Annotated in this window: 17 protein-coding genes; 11 read left to right on the top strand and 6 right to left on the bottom strand. The window is 41.5% G+C overall.

Annotated elements, in window-relative coordinates; all coding sequences use genetic code 11:
* Positions 1–23: 23 nt before the first annotated feature.
* Positions 24–4691: a hypothetical protein gene (locus tag J7I90_RS20955; protein ID WP_214773590.1), complete on the top strand. Its 4668-nt coding sequence runs from the start codon at positions 24–26 to the stop codon at positions 4689–4691.
* Positions 4692–5085: 394 nt separating this feature from the next.
* Here J7I90_RS20955 and J7I90_RS20950 read toward each other — a convergent pair whose 3' ends face one another.
* A complete protein-coding gene (locus J7I90_RS20950) occupies positions 5086–6012 on the bottom strand; it encodes a glycine-rich domain-containing protein (protein WP_214773589.1) in 927 nt (308 codons plus the stop codon).
* A gap of 238 nt (positions 6013–6250) precedes the next feature.
* Here J7I90_RS20950 and J7I90_RS20945 point away from each other — a divergent pair, with 238 nt between their 5' ends.
* From J7I90_RS20945 to J7I90_RS20925, 5 genes are all read left to right on the top strand, one after another.
* Entirely contained in the window at positions 6251–6481 is a 231-nt protein-coding gene (locus J7I90_RS20945; protein ID WP_214773588.1) for an excisionase family DNA-binding protein, read from the top strand.
* Between the two features lie 381 nt (positions 6482–6862).
* Entirely contained in the window at positions 6863–7882 is a 1020-nt protein-coding gene (locus tag J7I90_RS20940; RefSeq protein WP_311315198.1) for an AI-2E family transporter, read from the top strand.
* Positions 7883–8218: 336 nt separating this feature from the next.
* The gene (locus tag J7I90_RS20935) at positions 8219–9037 is read left to right on the top strand and encodes a basic amino acid ABC transporter substrate-binding protein (RefSeq protein ID WP_214773587.1); all 819 of its coding nucleotides are present in this window, start codon (positions 8219–8221) and stop codon (positions 9035–9037) included.
* A gap of 78 nt (positions 9038–9115) precedes the next feature.
* Entirely contained in the window at positions 9116–9772 is a 657-nt protein-coding gene (locus J7I90_RS20930) for an amino acid ABC transporter permease (protein WP_048685487.1), read from the top strand.
* Positions 9769–10491: an amino acid ABC transporter ATP-binding protein gene (locus J7I90_RS20925; RefSeq protein WP_048685484.1), complete on the top strand. Its 723-nt coding sequence runs from the start codon at positions 9769–9771 to the stop codon at positions 10489–10491. The genes J7I90_RS20930 and J7I90_RS20925 overlap by 4 nt, the downstream gene beginning before the upstream one ends.
* Before the next feature lie 63 nt (positions 10492–10554).
* Here J7I90_RS20925 and J7I90_RS20920 read toward each other — a convergent pair whose 3' ends face one another.
* The 3 genes from J7I90_RS20920 to J7I90_RS20910 form a co-directional block, all read right to left on the bottom strand.
* Entirely contained in the window at positions 10555–10926 is a 372-nt protein-coding gene (locus J7I90_RS20920; protein WP_214773586.1) for a hypothetical protein, read from the bottom strand.
* A 162-nt stretch (positions 10927–11088) separates the two neighbouring features.
* Positions 11089–11970: a cidABC operon transcriptional activator CidR gene (gene cidR, locus J7I90_RS20915; RefSeq protein WP_214773585.1), complete on the bottom strand. Its 882-nt coding sequence runs from the start codon at positions 11968–11970 to the stop codon at positions 11089–11091.
* Positions 11971–12129: 159 nt separating this feature from the next.
* Complete coding sequence (locus tag J7I90_RS20910; protein ID WP_214773584.1) at positions 12130–12555, bottom strand: universal stress protein; 426 nt, start codon at positions 12553–12555, stop codon at positions 12130–12132.
* Positions 12556–12720: 165 nt separating this feature from the next.
* Between J7I90_RS20910 and J7I90_RS20905 the strand changes: the two genes are divergently transcribed.
* The 5 genes from J7I90_RS20905 (at position 12721) to J7I90_RS20885 (ending at position 18071) form a co-directional block, all read left to right on the top strand.
* Positions 12721–13116, top strand: coding sequence for a MerR family transcriptional regulator (locus J7I90_RS20905; protein WP_214773583.1), 396 nt, complete (start codon positions 12721–12723; stop codon positions 13114–13116).
* 73 nt (positions 13117–13189) lie between these two features.
* Positions 13190–13957: a 3-hydroxyacyl-CoA dehydrogenase gene (locus tag J7I90_RS20900; protein ID WP_214773582.1), complete on the top strand. Its 768-nt coding sequence runs from the start codon at positions 13190–13192 to the stop codon at positions 13955–13957.
* Between the two features lie 78 nt (positions 13958–14035).
* The gene (locus J7I90_RS20895; protein ID WP_214773581.1) at positions 14036–15181 is read left to right on the top strand and encodes an acyl-CoA dehydrogenase family protein; all 1146 of its coding nucleotides are present in this window, start codon (positions 14036–14038) and stop codon (positions 15179–15181) included.
* A gap of 26 nt (positions 15182–15207) precedes the next feature.
* Positions 15208–16359 carry a thiolase family protein gene (locus J7I90_RS20890; RefSeq protein WP_214773580.1) on the top strand — a complete coding sequence of 384 codons (1152 nt, stop codon included), beginning with the start codon at positions 15208–15210 and terminating at the stop codon, positions 16357–16359.
* Between the two features lie 131 nt (positions 16360–16490).
* Entirely contained in the window at positions 16491–18071 is a 1581-nt protein-coding gene (locus tag J7I90_RS20885) for a fatty acid--CoA ligase (RefSeq protein WP_214773579.1), read from the top strand.
* A 353-nt stretch (positions 18072–18424) separates the two neighbouring features.
* Here the strand turns inward: J7I90_RS20885 and J7I90_RS20880 are convergent, their stop codons facing one another.
* Both J7I90_RS20880 and J7I90_RS20875 read right to left on the bottom strand, forming a co-directional pair.
* A complete protein-coding gene (locus J7I90_RS20880) occupies positions 18425–18607 on the bottom strand; it encodes a YfhD family protein (protein ID WP_034306455.1) in 183 nt (60 codons plus the stop codon).
* A 108-nt stretch (positions 18608–18715) separates the two neighbouring features.
* Entirely contained in the window at positions 18716–18838 is a 123-nt protein-coding gene (locus J7I90_RS20875) for a YfhE family protein (protein ID WP_081088510.1), read from the bottom strand.
* Positions 18839–18865 lie beyond the last annotated feature (27 nt).

Genomic DNA, 18865 nt, shown 5'->3' with positions numbered 1-18865 from the left:
TATGAAGGAAGGGGAATCTTGGGATGAATGATTCTTCAAACGAAGAAATGACATTAGAAAGAAGGAAGCGTATTTTCCAAGAAGAGCTGGATGTTTTATGGGAAAGGCGGCTCATCCCTAAATCAGACTATATTCGGATTAGCAGGGCATACAATCGGCATTTCCAATTAGCCCTCCATAAACAAAAGCGCTTAGAGGAAGAAAAGAAGAAATCCACCCATGGAACTGAATTGACTATCGGTGAAAGTGCCGATAAGATGGTGCGGGATAGCCTGATTGAAGAATCTTCATTCCAATTACGGGAATCCAGTGGGTTGAATGAGCCGATAATGAAAGATAAGAAGGCCGAGTATACATCGATTGAATCCGGTTTCGAGGAGAGCTTTGGACCTGTCAAGGAGATCAATGACAGGAAACCGGTTATTCAAAAGCAGGCCATCAAGCGCGAGAAACCGATAAAACCGGCAAAGCCGAAGAAAACACCTGAACAAATCAGGGAACGGAATATTTCTGTCATCCTGCTCACTGGGGTCATATTGCTTCTGTTTGGCGGGTTGATTTTAGCAACCACTTCATGGGGGGATCTGAATGCTGTCCTGAAAGTTTTCTTCATTGGAATGGTTTCCGTCATTTTTGCAGGGATGGCCTTCATCGCTTCGAAACTGAAAATTGAACAGACTTCTTTTGCATTCCTGACGCTAGCGGGGCTGTTCATTCCGATTACGATTTTATCAGCTTCATATTATCGGATTTTTGGAGAGTACCTTTCACTTAATGGTGGGGGGAGGGGGCTTCTGGGGTTTCTTGGGGGATTACTCTGCTTAGCCATTTATTATAAGATTGCTGACTACTTCAAGTCGAAAATATTCATTTTCATTTCAATATTCACGTTTGGCATTACCTGCTATTTCGGATTGGCTTTTGTGACGCCGACTATCGAGTGGATGTTATTGGCGATTGGCATTCTTAATTTAATACTAGTATGGAATATGGAGCAATTGAAAAATCAAAAAGCCTTAACGTTATTCAAACCATTCATTTTTCAATTCATCCAGTTTAAGCTCATCGTGGAAGCCTTTGTGATCCTGACGTTATTTTCAAGTAACTTAGTGTATTCGCTAACGTTGATGGTCTTTTCTGTTTTGTTTTTGATTTTTTCGGTCAAATTCCAAAAAAAATATTATGAAATGGCTTTTAGCGCCGTTTTCACGTATGGATATATCCATCTTGTTTATAACTCGTTTATAAGTGAGTACATGATCATTGCATTTGCACTTGTTCCAATCATTTTTACCATGCTATCGAAATATCTGGTTAAAGCAAAAAGGACTAAGCTTTCGAAGAACTTCATGATTACCAGTTTGATTGAGAGCGGGATCGTTTTCTTATATAGTAACGCGATGGTGTACCAGGATAACTATGCGCAAATATTCATCGCGCTCATGTTAGTATCCGCCCAGCTTGCATATGTTTCCCTTCATTCGGGAAATTCAAGCTTCACGTACCCGGCTGTTGTTGTTTTCGACTTAGCGTTCCTATATCTTTTCTTAGCCTTGCCAGTCTCTTTTTCTACCATTTTAAATCTGTTATTTATTGTTCAGGTCATTCAATATCTTGGAGTATATTTATATAACCGTCACCCAAGGTACAGCCTGTTTAAGAAGAGTATCTTACTTATCTCCCCAATGATCATGCTAGTGATACTGACAAGTAAATTGAGCGAAGTGGATTGGCTTGCTGTTAGTGCAGAGCTCGCCATGATCTCGGGGCTTTTCTTCATTACCTATTTAAAAGACGAATCAAAGCATATGAAGGAAATCGCCATATACGGATTTCCAATCACTTTCGTACTTGCTTTGGTTACTTTCTATCCATATTTGCTGGAAAGCGTAGGGTGGGTACATTCAAATATCCCGCTCAGCATCTATTTAATGGGTGTTTCACTGATTTCCATCAGTGCAGCTTACACATTTAGAAAGAGATACCATAAATTATTTCCAGTTTTTTCATATAACGGACAGGTTCTTTCCTTCCTTTCCTTGATATCGATTCCATTCGATCCACTGAATCCTTTGGAGGCAAGCGGAGTGATTGCCGTAGCTACTGCAATAAACGGCTGGTCCGTCCATATTCAACGGAAGCACATATTCTGGGTGCCAGTCGTGATTACAAGTGCCAGCTTATATGCTTCACTCTACGATGTTTTTGATTTTGGTTCAATGGTGTTGAGGATTGCGTTCGTGTTGCTCGGCCCCCTTATCTTTTTCCTATTAGGAGAATGGCTTGGGAAATATTCGGAAAATGGGAAACTGTATTTCTTTTACGCTAGTCACCTTGCCAATTTACTTGCGATTCCCGTTGGCTATTTGCTCATCATTCATACGGATAGTTCACCGTTACTATATGTTGCACAACTGTCGATTTATATTTTGAGTGCTTTAAGGGCGCATGTGAAATGGGAAAAATACGTTTTTACGTACCTAGGGTTTTCAGTCCTTTTCCTACAGGTCCATTTATTTGTGGTAAACATGGAGCAAATAGGATTCATTACATCAATAAGCATGATGATTACGGCAGGACTCATAACCATTCTTTGGGGGTTATCCAATAAGTATTGGAAAGGCATCATGGAGTATTACCTTATTCCATTCAGTCATTTAGGGATAAGCATAACCATTTTGGAAACGGCGATCCGGGACTTTCCACTTAACAGGGAATGGGTCTGGGTGGGAGTGATGACTGTACAGTTCGTGTTTGCCTGGTATCTGCTCATGAAAAGGAACTGGCGGAACTATGTTGCGGTCCCTCTAAGCTTGGCGTTCATCTTCTATAATATGTATGTAAATACATTGCCACTGGTAATGGCGATTATCATATTGCTTGGATGTATGGCAGTGATGGTGATGGCCAGCAGACGTCATTTCAAAGGATTGGTCAACCAAGAGGGAACGGAGAAAGTCATTGATCATTATCGGATTTTTGGCTTGTTATATCTGTGTGCTCTGAACCTGGAAGTGTTTATGAGCGATACAGCTTCAGCGATTTTGGGGATTTTTGTTTCCCTGCTGTTGCCTAGCTACTTCATTCTTATGGAAAGATTCACGGTCTATAAGAAAGAAAAAAGCATTTACTCGGGTATAGCGGCCATCATTGGCCTTTTCCCGTTCATCAATATCATAAATTATGCCCAGACACTCCCAACCGTCCCGAGTTTGGCTGTTCTTTTTGGCTGTATGGCAGGAATGTTGTTACTGAGCAGGCTCTCCAGCGGTTCACTCAAGCAAAACGGATCAGGCATCATCAGCTTTGATCCTTTCAGGATCTATGGTTTATTCTTTTTGATCGATATGAATGCGGAGGTTATTAATGATACTAAACATCAGTTACTACAAGTCATTGTATCGCTGCTGCTAACCGCCTATTTCATCTACCTGAGGAGCCTGACAGCGGAAAAGCTAGAAAGGATAATCTATTCCAATATTGCTGCACTGGTCAGTCTGTATCCCTTCCTGATCATCATCGGCTATGCCGACAGCCTATCGGTTGTAATGGGATTGCTGTTCCTTTTCGGCTGTATGTCAGCGATGCTGCTTTTAAGCCGGCGTTATTTCGATGGTTTAATCAAAAGGGAAGAAGCAGGTATGACCATCGATGCTTACAGGATATATGGCCTGCTGTTTTTACTTGCCATGAATAGGGGAATCCCAGTAACTGAAACATCAAGCCAGTTACTTCAGGTTTTCGTCTCGCTCTTGATCACGGTTTACTTCATCTTGATTAAAAGTTTCACAAAGGATGTAAAAGAAAAGGGCATCTACGTTTGGCTAACAGGAATTCTCAGTTTGTATCCGTATTGGACCATCACCATCTACGCGGACACATTACGGCCTTTCGTTGGAACGGCAGTCCTTTTTGGGTGTACGGCCATAATGGTACTGCTAAGCAGGAAATACTTTAAAGGCTTGCTGGATAAAGGCAGCTCAGGACTTCAATTGGATTTTTACAGAGTCTATGGTCTGCTGTTTCTTCTTGCCATGAACATGGATGTTTTGACGCGCGGACCAGCACATTTCATTTTGGAAATCTTCGTGGCGCTTCTGATTCCGGCCAATTTCATTTTGATGAGAAGCACAACGACAGGCAAGATCGAAAGAAAGACCCAATTGGCTGCAGCGATATTGTTCAGTCTATATCCGTATTGGGTCATAGCCGATCAGCTCACGATACCTCCTGTACTTGAGGAAGAGGTTAATATATTGCCGCTGTTCATTGTCAGCACCACCCTGCTGAGGAAAATCTTTGTTAAAGGAAAAATCACACAATATATCGAGAGTGGTATTGTTATCCTCTTGTTTTTAGCCCTGATCATTGATGCAATGGCGGGAAATACCATATATGATGCCCTCATTATCGGCACGGTATCATTGGCAGCAATGCTCTTTGGGTTCATGATGAAATACAAATCCTATTTCATCGCTGGAACTGGGACCATTTTATTCAATGTCTATATGAATACCAATTCGATGTGGGGCGAGATGCCATGGTGGCTGTATTTAATCATCGGCGGAGGGCTGCTTATCGCAATTGCATCTTTCTTTGAATGGAAAAAACAAAAAGACAACAGGACCTCTAAGGAGGTTCTTGAGAAAAATAAACAAAAGATCAAGAATTGGCTCAATCGGTGGAATTAATGAAGAAGAAAATGGAATGCGTCAGATACCAAGGCTCTTAACCTTGGACGAAAATTCAAAGGGGTTCGGAATTTATTAATTCCGAACCCCTTTTGCCTGTAAACCGAGAGCACTTAAAAGCTCTCTTTCTCTTCTTATATTTTATTAATTTCGACTTGCCACTATTTCCCACTGATTTATATTAGTTCCAAAACATTATGGCGAAAGGACATTTCTATATTGTTTTTATTCTTGAATCAATTTCACTCGATCTTCAGTTAAACCTTGTACTGATTTTTTCTGTTTTCCCAATTTGCAAAGACAAAAACTGGTCTGGATTTTCGTAAGCTTGATCAATCAAGTTCATCTAATGCTTGTGTATACAAAAACGCTTGGATTTCTCCAAGCGATAAGCTCAAGACGAACAAGAACTGCATGAAGAACAGCTGGAAGACGAATCAGAACTGCTGTCATGGGAACCGGGATGGCCACCATGATCGACATGGCCAGATCCGGAGGAAACCGTGTTCGGTTCATTCCCGAATATATCTTTAAATTCGCTGTCAAAATCATCAGTGCTTGCATAAGTGAAATAGGCAGGAGCTGCGTAGTCCGTCTGGTCGTAGGTTTTCCGCCCATTCAATTCTGTCATGGGGCGATTTTCTTTAAATTGTGAAGTGAAGGCTTCAAAGGTCCGTTCCGCTTGTATACTTGTCGGTTTCCGCATATATTTCCCTTTTAACTGCTCCAGCTCCAACGTTTCAAAATCGCGGAGAAGCTTTAGCCCTTTATCATGTTTGAAAAATTTTCCCCACTTTTGAATGGAATGGGTGTCCACCGTAAATAGCTGAACATAGTAAAAGTCAAAAAGAGTGCGCTCTTCGGGTTTGAAAACGGGTTCAGAATGAGGATGGTGCTGAATGGTCCTACCGATGAAAGCCTGGCAAAACTCATCATATTCCCGTCTATATTTCAGCATGATATGCCACAACTCATCGATGGCTGAATTAAACATTTCAACTTTTCCAAACACTGCAGCCATAATCAAATAGCGTTTCAATTCACGCCAGGCCTGATTGACCTTTAACTGTGAGTCCCGTGGATGCTGAAGTCGGAACTCAATATTGACTTTTTCCATATAATCGAAATCCAGTGCTTTATTAAGCTTTTCTATCAATGCTTCTGAAACGATTTCCGTTGCATGAATATCTAAAGTTTCTTCACGGTATTTACGGAATTCATTTTGATAGCGTTCCATTTTTGCCGGTTCACTTAGCCCTTTAACGAAATTGACCAGGAAAACAGCAAAAATTGCCGCAAGAATGACATAAAAGAAGGTCATTTTTGTCCACTCCTCTTAATCTATGGATATATTGCTTTAACATTATCTTACATCTACTTGGGGGTGATTGTAAGTTTTTTATCCAAAATGTTCCCTTGGCTGAAAACGATTAAGCTGCGGAGGTTTCATGCCAAAACCCTGGAACAGTTTCGCTACTTTCCTTGCCATGCAATGAAAATCAGGCACTTCAAATAATGCCCCATATCTAGTATAGTTAGAGAGGAAAAGGGGTGAAGGCATGTACTTGACAGTAAAAGAGACTGCGGAATATCTATCGATGCCGGAATCTTATATAGAAAATTTGATCATTCAAAATAAAATTCGCACCGTTCATGATGGTGAGCAGCATTTGATTTTTAAAGAGCAGTTTAATATGCATCTTGAACAGATGGAGAAATATAAGAAGCAATTAGCGGATTATTATAACGAGCCTATCCCAGAAGATATCGATGTGAAGGATGAAGATTAGCATCTGTCCATTTAGCAAATGATGAGTTTCAAAAAGGGGAAAGGTGAAAGACTCCTGCTTGGAAAAGCGCGTGCCTGGAGCATAAATCAACGCCCAAATTGAACAAACCAATAAAGAACCTAAGATATACTCGATTTTCATTGAGTTTGTCCAAGGCCTGGCATCTGCCGATTTGGCAGATGTTTTTTCATGCAGAAATGGCTTGGGGTAAAAGATCGAATCTTCCAGAAAAATATTAATGACGTCTCCTTCATGGGTTTTACTGATCATTCAAATAATTTTGTTGTCAATGGAAGGTAATTGTAGTAGAATTCCTCAATTCCGTGTAAAATGAAAGGTAAAGGAATTATTACGGCAGAACGGTAGTTAGGAGATAGGTAAGTGGTAAAAGAGTATTTGCAAAGCGAAGGTTTTTCAAGGTTAATTACATTAATTGTGTTGGTCCTCTTTTTAATTAGCATCGGAAGTATGGTTAATATCGTGTTATTCACATTTGTTTTCACTTTCCTGATGGGAAGGCTGGAGCAAATTATCATGATTCGGCTGAATAAAGTGATGCATATCAATTCCAAGGTTGTTATAAGCTTTTTATATGTAGTCGTCATTTCTTGTTTAGCCATCGTTCTTTATAAATATCTACCGGTCATTACGCTACAATTCACGGAATTAGTGACACAGATCGTTTTCTTCTTTCAACATCCACCAGATAGCAGAGTCATTCAATATGCCATTAATATAATGAACGAGCTGAAATCTCCGCTCGATCTTCAAACACAGATGAATACACTCTATCTTTATATATCCGATTTCGGTAAACTGGCATTTCAAATTTTCATTTCCATGTTGCTTAGTCTTTTTTTCTTATTGGAAAAAGATAAAATCATTCGCTTCACTTCTAAATTCAAGCGGGCCAAATTTAAATCTTTCTTTATAAACTTAAGCCATTTTGGCGTCAAATTCATCAATTCATTCGGAAAGGTGATTGAGGTCCAGTTCTTGATAGCCATCACGAATGCCGTCCTATCCGTCACTTTCTTATGGATTCTTGGCTTCCCGCAGTTGCTCGGTCTAGGGATCATGATTTTCTTCCTGGGTTTGATTCCGGTTGCAGGGGTCATCATCTCCCTCATCCCGCTTAGCATGATTGCCTATAGTATCGGCGGCATGCCCAAAGTGATTGCGGTATTAATCATGATTGTTGTGATCCATGCAATTGAAAGCTATATTTTGAATCCGAAATTCATGTCGGCAAAAACGAATCTTCCAACATTTTTCACCTTCATCATCCTATTGTTTTCCGAGCATTTCCTTGGAATATGGGGATTGATCATCGGAATACCGATCTTCATCTTCCTGTTGGATATGTTGGATATTGAAGAGGGGAATAAGGAAGTCCCTTAAAATCACTTAAGCAGCGGCCACAAATATGGCGGCTGCTTATTTTTGTTACATTAAAACTTTTGAACGGTGGCACTATCTGTTTTCAATATAATATCCATTAATTCTAGTAAAGGATAAAAGACTGCATCTTTCCCCATTAGAGCATAGTTGCGTTTTTGATTTACCAAGTTAATTGATTAAAATTTTATTTTGCTAAAGTTATTTATCGACTTTTTATTGCATAAAAAAACAAATAAACGTATAATATTCTTAAAAGAATATACTGAATGTTCTCTAAAGTTAGATTTATCTGTTTTTTTAAAAAAGAGAGTTTACGAGAGAGAAGAGGGGATTATTTTGAAAAAGGTTTCTTTTTTAGTGTTTGCCATGGTTGCTTCTTTGTTACTGGTAACAGGATGCGGGAAGGATAAGGAAGTCTCGACAACTGGTAAAGAAGAAGAGTCCAATGGGAAAACACTCAGGATCGTGACTGACGCCAACTATGCTCCATTTGAATATCTTGAAGGCGATAAGATTGTAGGCTTCGATGTTGATTTCATCCATGCCGTTGCAAAAGAAGCGGGATATGAAGTTAAATTGGAAAGTGTTGGTTGGGATCCGATTTTTGTTGAAATCGAAGGTAAGAGAGCGGATGTCGCCATATCTGCGATTACAGTGAATGACGAAAGAAAACAATCTTATGACTTCTCGGTTCCGTATTTCTTATCCACAAACAAAATTCTCGTTCCTGAGGATAGTGATATAAAATCTGGAGATGAATTGAAAGGGAACGTCATTGCCGTTCAGACCGGTACTACAGGACAGGAAGCGGTAGAGAAGCTACTTGGAAAGAATCACAAGGATATCAAAAAATTCGAAAATAATAACCTGGCCATTCAGGAACTACTGAAAGGCGGAGCATCGGCTGTCGTAGCTGATAATACGGTTGTTGAAGAATATGTGAAAAATAACCCCGATCAAAAACTGAAAGTCGTTGAAGACAGCAATAGTTTCAATGAGGAGTTTTATGGTCTTATGTTCCCGAAAGGCAGTGAATTGAAATCGGAATTCGATAAAGCGGTGAATGCCATTTATGAAAATGGGAAATATTCAGAAATTTATAAAGAGTGGTTTGGTACTGACCCAGATATTGAAACGTTGAAAGCACAACAATAAAAAAAATGGATAGTAAAAGATTGCGTAACTTTACGTGTGAAGTTACGCAGTTTTTTTGGTCTTTAGGAGGGGAACGAAATGAGTTTTCGCTGGGATATTATTTTTGAATATGCTCCTTTCTTATTAAAAGGGACATTGCTTACTATTGGGCTTTCGGTTTCCTCCATCCTGATCGGAACCTTTTTGGGGTTATTGATCGGTTTAGGGAAAATCATGAGAAACAAAGTGCTTGCCCTTCCATTTTACGGTTATGTCACGGTCTTTCGCGGAACACCGCTTTTAGTTCAAATCTTTTTAATTCATTTTGGAATCGTGCCCTTTTTTACCGGGGAAACGAATGCAGTAACCGCCGGTGTCATTGCTTTATCGTTAAATGCAGCCGCGTATATCGCAGAAATTTTCCGGGCGGGCATTCAATCCATCGATAAAGGGCAAATGGAAGGGGCGCGTTCATTGGGGATGACCCATGCCCAAACAATGATACATGTTGTATTGCCTCAAGCTTTCAAACGAATGATTCCTCCGTTAGGAAATGAATTCATCGTATTATTGAAGGATTCATCCCTGCTTTGTGTCATTGCTGCCCCGGAATTAATGTATTGGGGGAAAGCGATGGGGAGTCAGTACTTTAAAGTGTGGGAGCCATACTTGGCTTGTGCCTTCATCTATCTATTCCTGACCCTCATTTTAAGTTTCGTATTAAATAGACTCGAAAGAAGGTTGAAAACAGAATGATAAAGGTGGAGAATCTAAAGAAGTCATTTGGTGAAAATGATGTATTGAAAAATATCAATGCAATCGTTTCCCCTCGGGAAGTAGTCGTGGTAATTGGTCCTTCTGGGTCGGGTAAATCCACTTTTCTCAGATGCATCAATCAACTTGAAACGATAACGGGAGGCCATATTTTCATTGAAGGGCTTGATACGACAGACAAGAAGGTCAATATCAATAAAGTACGGACGGAAGTTGGCATGGTATTTCAGCATTTTAACTTATTTCCACATAAGACTGTTCTTGAGAATATAATGCTGGCGCCTATAAAGGTCCGCAAGATATCCAAAGAACAGGCATCCCAAAGAGGTATGGAACTGCTTAAGAAAGTGGGACTTGCAGAGAAAGCGAACGCATATCCGGATTCATTATCAGGTGGACAAAAGCAACGTGTCGCAATTGCCAGGGCGTTGGCGATGGAACCCAAAATCATGCTATTCGATGAGCCCACTTCCGCCCTGGATCCGGAAATGGTCGGTGAAGTCCTTGAGGTCATGAAGCAACTGGCTAAGGAAGGCATGACAATGGTAGTTGTGACCCATGAGATGGGGTTTGCAAAAGAAGTTGGAGATCGCGTGATTTTCATGGACGAAGGTTATATTATTGAAGAAAATATTCCTAGTGAGATTTTTAATAATCCCCAGCAGGAAAGAACTAAAGCCTTTTTGAGTAAAGTACTTTAATTACACGTATAGAAAAAAACCTTCCATTATGGGAGGTTTTTTTTCGGGGCATATCAGGGGGCCTCATTTGATGCATGAAGCTCCTAAAAGCGATTCAGGGCTTTTACCGAGCACAAGCATACTGATTTTGGCATATCCAATACTTTTACTTTGAGAGAAGGTCTGAAGTAATACCTGGATATTCGGATCATCCTTTAACTTTTGAACTTCTTCTATATATAATTCGATAATGGAGGGCATAACGAATTCAGGGGTGTATTCGTTAGAATTTTCATCCATGATTAACGTGCCCATAAATTGATATTTAAATTGAAGAGCCCGTGTTAAGGCAACGACATGGAGCAGTTTATTAAATAGTTCGGGGTATGAATTTTTAATTTTTCCCAGAGCTGCTTCTGATGCCTGTAACTCATCGACATTAGATAAAGTGATCATGAATATCTCCTTTTTAGAACATATGGAATCCATCAGTATTTAACGTGCTTTTTACTCATACTAGTCTACCCCCGCCGTAACGCATTGTAAAATGGTTAGATGTTATCATGTGCATAACCCAAATCTATGATAGTGCTTACATCGATCATGCTGGATAATCCACTACTTATGGGACAATGCTTCCCTAGTATATTTCAGCCATTCTTTTGCAGCGTATGAAAGGTAATGGTCTTTACTCCATATGAATCCTAAATTCCAACTAATGGAGGGGTTTCTAACCCTGATTGTCTTTACGCGTTCATCATGTCGACATAAACTTTCCGGTAATAGAGCAACGCCAAGTTTACAGTAAACCATTTCCTCAATAAAATCCCAGCGTGAGCTTTCAGTAACGATATGCGGAGAAAAACCAGCTTCATTACAGGATGAAATGATGAGATCCCGAAGGACGTAATCTTTATTGAATAAGATGAAAGATTCATTTTGCAAGTCGGCCAAATCAATTTCATCCCCACAAGCATGGGGATGGGAGGGGTGAATTATCAAGTTGATGTCTTCTTCCAAAAAAGCAAAATGGTGAAAAAGGGCGTTGTTGGTTGGCAGGACTATTACGCCTATATCAATTAAATCATTTTGGACGGATTCTTCTATTTTCTTTGAACCATCCTCTACTAATTGAAAGGTGATATTGGGATAGTCCTGGTGAAAACGGCTAAGAATTCGGGGGAAGAAAGAAGCGTCGATGATCGGCGGCAGCCCGATGCGTATATGTCCCTTTTTTAAACCTAATAAATTGTCCATTTCCGTTTCTAAATTGTGAAAGGCCTTATCTATCAATTTTGCCTGCTCCAAGACAACCCTGCCTGCATCGGTCAAAATCAGTTGCTTACGTGAACGATCAAAAAGCTCAACACCTAGCTCGGTTTCCAAGTTTTTGATCATCTTGCTGATGGTCGGCTGGGTAATGAATAAATGATCGGCAGCCCGAGTGAAGCTATTGAAATTGGCAACCTCTATAAAGTATTGCAAATGTTTAATATCCATTGCGTCACCTGTTATCCTCGTTTGAAATTAGTTTCATTTTACCCGTAAACGGAAGTGTTTGTAAAACATGAAAAGTTTGGAGTTCATGCACGCATGAATAAGCTGGATTCCAAAGGGGAACCCAGCCTATGAAGGGGCTGGCCATATCTGCCGTAAGTTTTATTTGACCAACAAGACAGGGACTGGAGAATGTTGAACGATATAGTGGCTCACACTGCCCAGGAATTCCTTGAAGCCGCTCAATCCGCGGCTCCCCATGATAATAAGGTCACAATTCTCGGATTTTGCATGTTCCAATAAAGTTGTGATGGCTGAACCCTCTACTACAAATGTTTGGGATGCATTCGGGATTTCGGATAAAAGCGCTTCCGCTTTTTTAATTACTTCCTTACCATACTTAAGCATGGATTGTTCAATTTCCTGAAAAGCATTGCCATATATATTTGGCTTGATTGGCAGCGTAACAGCGTGAAGCACTTGGATTTCGATAGCGGGATCCAGCTTCGCTAATTCAATCGCTTTTTCCAAAGACTTGAGGGCCAATTCAGATTCATCATAAGCAACTAATATTTTTGAACATAGCATTGATCAATCATTCCCTTCAATAAAAGAATATACCCATAGTATATCAATTTAAATCTTTCATATAGTTCCATATATTATAAATTTTGTGAATATTTCATTGAAGTTTACGTTAACGTTAATGTTAAAATAAAGGTAAATAATCCCTTTGCAAAGTGTGGTTTTAACATGTACACCATTTCTCAGTTAGCAAAAGAATTCGGATTGACGACAAGGACCCTCCGATATTATGAGGAACTGGGTATGCTTAGGCCAAAGCGTACCGAAACGGGAAAAAGAGTTTATGGAAAGAAAGAATACGCACAGCTCAAAATCATAATGCGCGGTAAGAAGTATGGTTTTTCGTTAGTGGAAATAAAGGAAATAGTCCTATTATTCGATAAGGATAGGACAGGAATTAAGCAATTGGAAAAAACGATTGATACTGCAGGGCAGAAGTTAAAAGAAATTAATGAACGAATTAAAGAGCTGGATGGGTTGAAGCAGGATTTCGAACAGGTAATCAAAGGCTTTACCGAAACCCTTCATGACTTGAAAATGAACGATAAAACAGGCAAGCGGTGAAATTAATCTTGAAAATAGGTTTTGATGGTAGTGAAAGATGAATATATATTCTAGAAACAAATGGGGTGAGAATTTGGAAATTCAAGAAACCATTGCAGTTGTGACAGGCGGGGCTTCAGGTCTGGGAGCAGCGACAGTAAGAAACATCATTAAAAAAGGTGGAAAAGCGGTCATATTTGACCTCTCGGAAGAGAAAGGCGCTAAAATGGCTCAGGAGTTGGGAGATTCGGTCCTGTTTATTAAAACGGATGTAACTAGTGAAGAAAGCGTGTCGGTAGCATTGGAAGCAGGAATAAAAAAATTCGGTAGCATCAATGCTGTCATCAACTGTGCAGGCATTGCCATTGCAGAGAAGGTCATAGGCAGGAAAGGCATCCATGAATTGAAAGCGTTCTCAAAGGTTGTGCAAATCAATTTGGTCGGTACATTTAACGTAATCCGGCTTGCGGCGGAAAAAATGGTCGAAAATGAACCGAATCAAGAGGGGGAGCGTGGAGTCATCATCAATACAGCTTCGGTCGCTGCCTTTGAAGGACAAATCGGACAAGCGGCATATAGTGCCTCCAAGGGAGGGATTGTCGGTATGACGCTGCCAATCGCAAGGGAGCTTGCCACCAAAGGGATACGTGTCGTATCGATTGCACCCGGACTATTCCATACGCCGATGTTCGATTCGTTACCTGAAGAAGCCAGGACGTCATTAGGTAAAACCGTGCCATTCCCATCAAGGCTCGGGTATCCCGAAGAGTACGCTAAACTAACGGAAAGCATCATAACGAATCCAATGCTGAATGGGGAAACCATCAGACTGGATGGGGCCATTAGAATGTCACCAAGGTAAGTTGTCAATCCCTTCAGGGCAAACCATTGTAAATCTAAAAAAGAGCCTCCGGCAAAGGTAGGAGAGGAGATACAACAGATGAAACATCCATACCTAAGTGAAGATCATGAGATTTTCCGAAAGTCATTCCGAAAATTTTTAGAGAAAGAAGCAGTTCCCCACTATGAACGATGGGAAGAAGAAAGGATCATTCCCCGGTCTTTTTGGGTGAAAATGGGGGAACAGGGTTTTTTATGTCCGGACCTAGGAGAAGATTATGGGGGCTCAGGGGTAGATTGGGGCTTTGCGGTCATAATTAATGAGGAATTGGAAAGAGTCGGTTCTGGTTTTATTGGTTTCGGACTTCACAGTGACATCACCGTTCCGTATATTTCCGCATACGGAAATGAGTCGCAGAAACAGCGCTGGCTTCCTAAATGCACGACGGGGGAAATCATTACAGCCATTGCCATGACGGAGCCTGGTACAGGTTCGGATTTGGCCAATATTAAAACGACTGCCATTTTGGATGGAGATCATTACATATTAAATGGCCAAAAGACATTCATCACAAATGGCATTCACTCGGATTTGATCATCGTTGCCTGTAAAACGGATCCCAGTGCCGTTCCAAAACATAAAGGCGTTAGCTTAGTCATGGTCGAAAGGGATACACCCGGGTTTTCCAGGGGAAGAAAACTGAAGAAACTTGGCTTGCACAGTCAAGATACAGCAGAACTCATCTTTGAGGATTGCCGTGTTCCAAAGGAGAACCTGCTTGGTGAGGAAGGCAAGGGGTTTATTTATTTAATGGAAAAACTGCAGCAGGAACGCCTTGTGGTGGCAATTTGTGCCCAAACCGCGTCCGAGGATATGCTGGCCGATACGATTGAGTATGTGAAGGGCAGGGAAGCGTTCGGAAAATCTGTAAGTGAGTTTCAAAATACTCAATTCAAAATAGCAGAAATGGCTACTGAGATAAAAATGGGGCGTGCCTTCCTAGATCAATTGATCACCAAACATATGGCTGGTGAACAGGTTGTAACGGAAGTTTCGATGGCGAAATGGCGTTTGACGGAGACTGCCAGAAAAATATCCATTGAATGCATGCAGCTCCATGGCGGCTATGGATATATGGAGGAATACAAAATTGCCAGAAGGTATCGGGATGTCCCGGTAGCAAGCATCTATGCCGGCACAAATGAAATCATGAAGAAAATCATCGCTAAGAATCTGGGGCTATAATAAAAGATGAGAAGGGAAGAGAGTATATGCGGGAAGTGGTTATCGTTGAAGGAATTCGCACGCCGGTAGGCAGAAGAAACGGTGTCTTGAAAGACGTTCGTCCTGATGATTTGGCAGGGGAAGTATTGAAGAAGCTCATTGAAAAGGCGGGAATCGATCCTGCTATCGTCGATGATGTCATTTTAGGTTGCGTTTCACAGTCGGGCGAACAGGCCGGTGATATAGCGAGGGTTGCCGCACTGATAGCAGGATTTCCGATTGAAGTGCCGGGAACGACGATTGACCGACAATGCGGATCAAGTCAGCAGGCAGTCCATTTTGCTTCCCAGGCCATCCTGTCGGGTGATATGGATGTAGTAGTGGCCGGCGGAGTGGAAAACATGTCACGAGTTCCCATGGGGTCAAATCTTCAAGGTGCTGTATCAAGTCAAAAGTATATGGACCTTTACGAGGTAATCAACCAAGGTTTATCAGCTGAAAGAATCGCAGATAAGTGGGAAATAACACGTGAAGATTGTGATCGGTTTTCCGTTGAAAGTCATGCCAAGGCAATACGTGCTCAAAAAGAAGGTCATTTTAACCGTGAAATGATATCAGTAACGGGTACTGATAAAGAAGGAAATCAAATCGAAGTTACGGAAGATCAAGGCCCAAGGGGCGGAACTACGCTTGAAGTGCTGGCTGGATTGAAACCGGCATTTCAAGAAGGCGGTTTAATCCATGCAGGGAATTCAAGTCAAATCAGTGACGGTGCCGCCGCTTTATTATTGATGGAACGCAGTAAAGCCGAAGAACTTGGATTGAAACCGCGCTTTAAAGTGCATACACGGGTTGTTGTCGGGTCAGATCCCACCCTGATGCTAACGGGACCGATTCCTGCCACCCGAAAAGTTTTGGAAAAAGCGGGTCTTACAATTGATGATATCGATATCTTTGAAGTGAACGAGGCTTTCGCTCCTGTACCTATTGCCTGGCTAAAAGAAACGGGGGCAGACCCCAAGAAGCTGAATCCAAATGGCGGGGCGATTGCATTGGGACATCCTCTTGGCGGCAGTGGGGCCCGATTGATGGTATCCATGATCCATGAATTAGAAAGGATGGGCGGCCGTTATGGGCTGCAAACAATGTGTGAAGGCCACGGTATGGCGAATGCCACCATCATTGAAAGAATGGACTGAAGCTGGACTAACCATTTATGAATATTCGTAATTCACACGAAAGTAAAAGCTTAAAAAGGGATGAAGTCGACCATCGGCAGGATTTGCTGAATTCTTCCTGTTGATTGTGGTTACTTGAGGAGGAGAATGATTTGTCAGTAACGATTAAAAATATCTTTGATCAGACGGTTCAGAAATTCCCCCTTAAAGAAGCTATCTACGACGTGAGAAGAAATATCCGCTATACGTACATCCAATGGAATGAACAGGTGAATAGGTTGGCGGCGGCCCTTCAAGCGGAAGGGGTGCGAAAAGGGGATAGGGTATCTACGTACCTTTATAACAATGAAGAGCTTGCAACAGCGTTCTTTGCCTGTGCAAAAATCGGTGCAATCTTTAATCCGATCAACTTCCGTTTAATGCCGGAAGAGTTGGCCTTCATTTTGAACGACGCTGCTCCAAAGGTCGTTCTATTCGAACGCGAATTGGAAACGAACGTTGCCGCGGTTGAAAAGCGATTTCCGGAAACGGCCTTCTGGTATATTGATGAGGATGTGCCTGGTTATGCCAAAGGTTACCGCCAAAAATTGGCCAGTATCTCCTCAAAGCCAGATGAAGTGGAAGTGCACGAAGATGACATTTATGCCATCATGTATACGAGCGGGACCACCGGACGTCCCAAAGGGGTCATTCACCTTCATAAAGACATGGTCAAACAAGCCGAGATTTTAATAGAGGCCATGAAGTATGAACGCTCTGATATCGGTTTGATTACTGCACCGATGTTTCATTGTGCTGAATTGCACTGCTCTTTTTTACCTCGTGTACAGGTCGGTGCAGCTAATGTCATATTACATCAGTTTCATCCCAAAAAGGTCATGGAACTGATTGAATCCGAGGGGGTCACCAAGTTTTTTGCTGCACCTACGATGTGGAACATGCTCATTCAGGAGAAATTGGAGGAGTATAAATTCCAGAGCTTGAAGTTAGGGCTTTATGGAGCAGCACCGATGGCTCCATCCCTTGTACGTGCCTGTCGGGAGAAACTCGGCATCCAGTTCATCCAAGCCTATGGAATGACTGAAATGGGGCCGGCCATAACGCTCCTATTGGAGGAAGATCAAATTAGGAAAGCGGGTTCTGCCGGCAAGGCATGTTCCGATCATGAAATCATCATTGCCCGTCCGAATGACGAAGGGCCATCAGATCCCGAGGATATGCTGGAACCTGGGGAAACAGGGGAAATCCTTGTAAAGGGGCCGTGTATCATGCAGGGTTACTTTCAAAAAGATAGAGAGACCGAAAAGGCGCTTTACAAAGGCTGGTACCATTCCGGTGACATCGGATTCCTAGATGAAGATGGATATCTATGGGTCAAGGACCGTGTGGACGACATGATTATTTCTGGAGGGGAAAATATTTATCCGCGTGAAGTGGAAGATACACTATATGAGCATCAAGGAGTTCTCGACTGTGCGGTACTTGGTCAGCCAGATGATCAATGGGGGGAAACGGTAACGGCCTTCATCGTAGCCAAAGACCCAATTCTTGCCGAAAGCGATTTAGAAACTTGGTGTAAGAACAGCAATAGTCTGGCGAACTATAAGCGTCCAAGGAGATATATCTTCTGTAATGAGCTGCCTCGGAACGCAAGTGGGAAGATTCAAAAGTTCTTGCTTCGTAAACAGTTGGAGGAAAATGTTGATGGCAAAGGTTTAGGGAGCCTTCTTTAAATGCCGGCGTCAGCAGCCGATACAATACCAAGTTAGGGTTGGAGTTTAGAATCGCTGGAAAAAGATATGGATGAATTATTTTATGAATAATAATCTTGTGGAACAAATGAAGGAGAGAGAATAGTTATCCACAACAAAAATGCGGCGGATTAGCCCAATCTCTCTTTTATCCACATAATCCACAGGGTTATCCGAAATAACATTATTTTCATGTTGATAAGGTGAGTTAATGGACTTATTTCTTGTCAGTATTTTCAGAATATATCCACAATATACACAGGGGTGTGGATAAGCTATGTAAATAAAGAGAACCAAGGGGCTGTAAATCAGCCCCTTGGGTTGGTTTATTCTGCTTATCGGCGATTATGAGCACGGCGGTCAGCCGCATTTGCACGGGCTTGTGCCTCGATATCTTCCTGGTCAGCCAGTTCGGAAGAATATTCAACGTCAAGTCCGTCACTTTTCAGGTTTTTGGGAACCTGAGGAAGTTTCTGTTTGTTCTTATCTCGATTATGGTGTATGTTATTTCGTCCCATGTCATCGCCCCCTGGAATATAAAATAAGCTGGAGATGAATTCACTAATCATCTCCAGCTTATTTTGTGTTGAGTGGCTGTTCAAAATGTAAGGGAAAAAACTCCAAACCTAACGACGGGATTTCTTCTCGGTATATCCACCAGCTCGATCTGCTTTTTTAAATTCGCGAGCATAAAGAATCGCTTGTGTACTAGTTAAGTTACTTTTTTCTTTATCGTGTTTTTTGAGCAATTAGATCATCTCCATTCACTTAATATC

The sequence above is a fragment of the Bacillus sp. ISL-57 genome (genome assembly GCF_018613135.1).
Lineage (GTDB): Bacteria > Bacillota > Bacilli > Bacillales > DSM-1321 > Peribacillus > Peribacillus frigoritolerans.
The sequence above is the reverse complement of the archived record's forward strand: the minus strand, read 5'-3'. Positions and strand labels throughout refer to the sequence as shown.

Excerpts from the sequence above, each read along its gene's own strand:
- J7I90_RS20950 (WP_214773589.1), bottom strand. The coding sequence starts at position 6,012 with ATGACCTTCTTTTATGTCATTCTTGCGGCAATTTTTGCTGTTTTCCTG.
- J7I90_RS20925 (WP_048685484.1), top strand. The coding sequence starts at position 9,769 with ATGATAAAGGTGGAGAATCTAAAGAAGTCATTTGGTGAAAATGATGTA.
- J7I90_RS20945 (WP_214773588.1), top strand. The coding sequence starts at position 6,251 with ATGTACTTGACAGTAAAAGAGACTGCGGAATATCTATCGATGCCGGAA.
- J7I90_RS20895 (WP_214773581.1), top strand. The coding sequence starts at position 14,036 with ATGAAACATCCATACCTAAGTGAAGATCATGAGATTTTCCGAAAGTCA.
- J7I90_RS20905 (WP_214773583.1), top strand. The coding sequence starts at position 12,721 with ATGTACACCATTTCTCAGTTAGCAAAAGAATTCGGATTGACGACAAGG.
- J7I90_RS20955 (WP_214773590.1), top strand. The coding sequence starts at position 24 with ATGAATGATTCTTCAAACGAAGAAATGACATTAGAAAGAAGGAAGCGT.
- J7I90_RS20880 (WP_034306455.1), bottom strand. The coding sequence starts at position 18,607 with ATGGGACGAAATAACATACACCATAATCGAGATAAGAACAAACAGAAA.
- cidR (WP_214773585.1), bottom strand. The coding sequence starts at position 11,970 with ATGGATATTAAACATTTGCAATACTTTATAGAGGTTGCCAATTTCAAT.
- J7I90_RS20910 (WP_214773584.1), bottom strand. The coding sequence starts at position 12,555 with ATGCTATGTTCAAAAATATTAGTTGCTTATGATGAATCTGAATTGGCC.
- J7I90_RS20930 (WP_048685487.1), top strand. The coding sequence starts at position 9,116 with ATGAGTTTTCGCTGGGATATTATTTTTGAATATGCTCCTTTCTTATTA.
- J7I90_RS20920 (WP_214773586.1), bottom strand. The coding sequence starts at position 10,926 with ATGATCACTTTATCTAATGTCGATGAGTTACAGGCATCAGAAGCAGCT.
- J7I90_RS20890 (WP_214773580.1), top strand. The coding sequence starts at position 15,208 with ATGCGGGAAGTGGTTATCGTTGAAGGAATTCGCACGCCGGTAGGCAGA.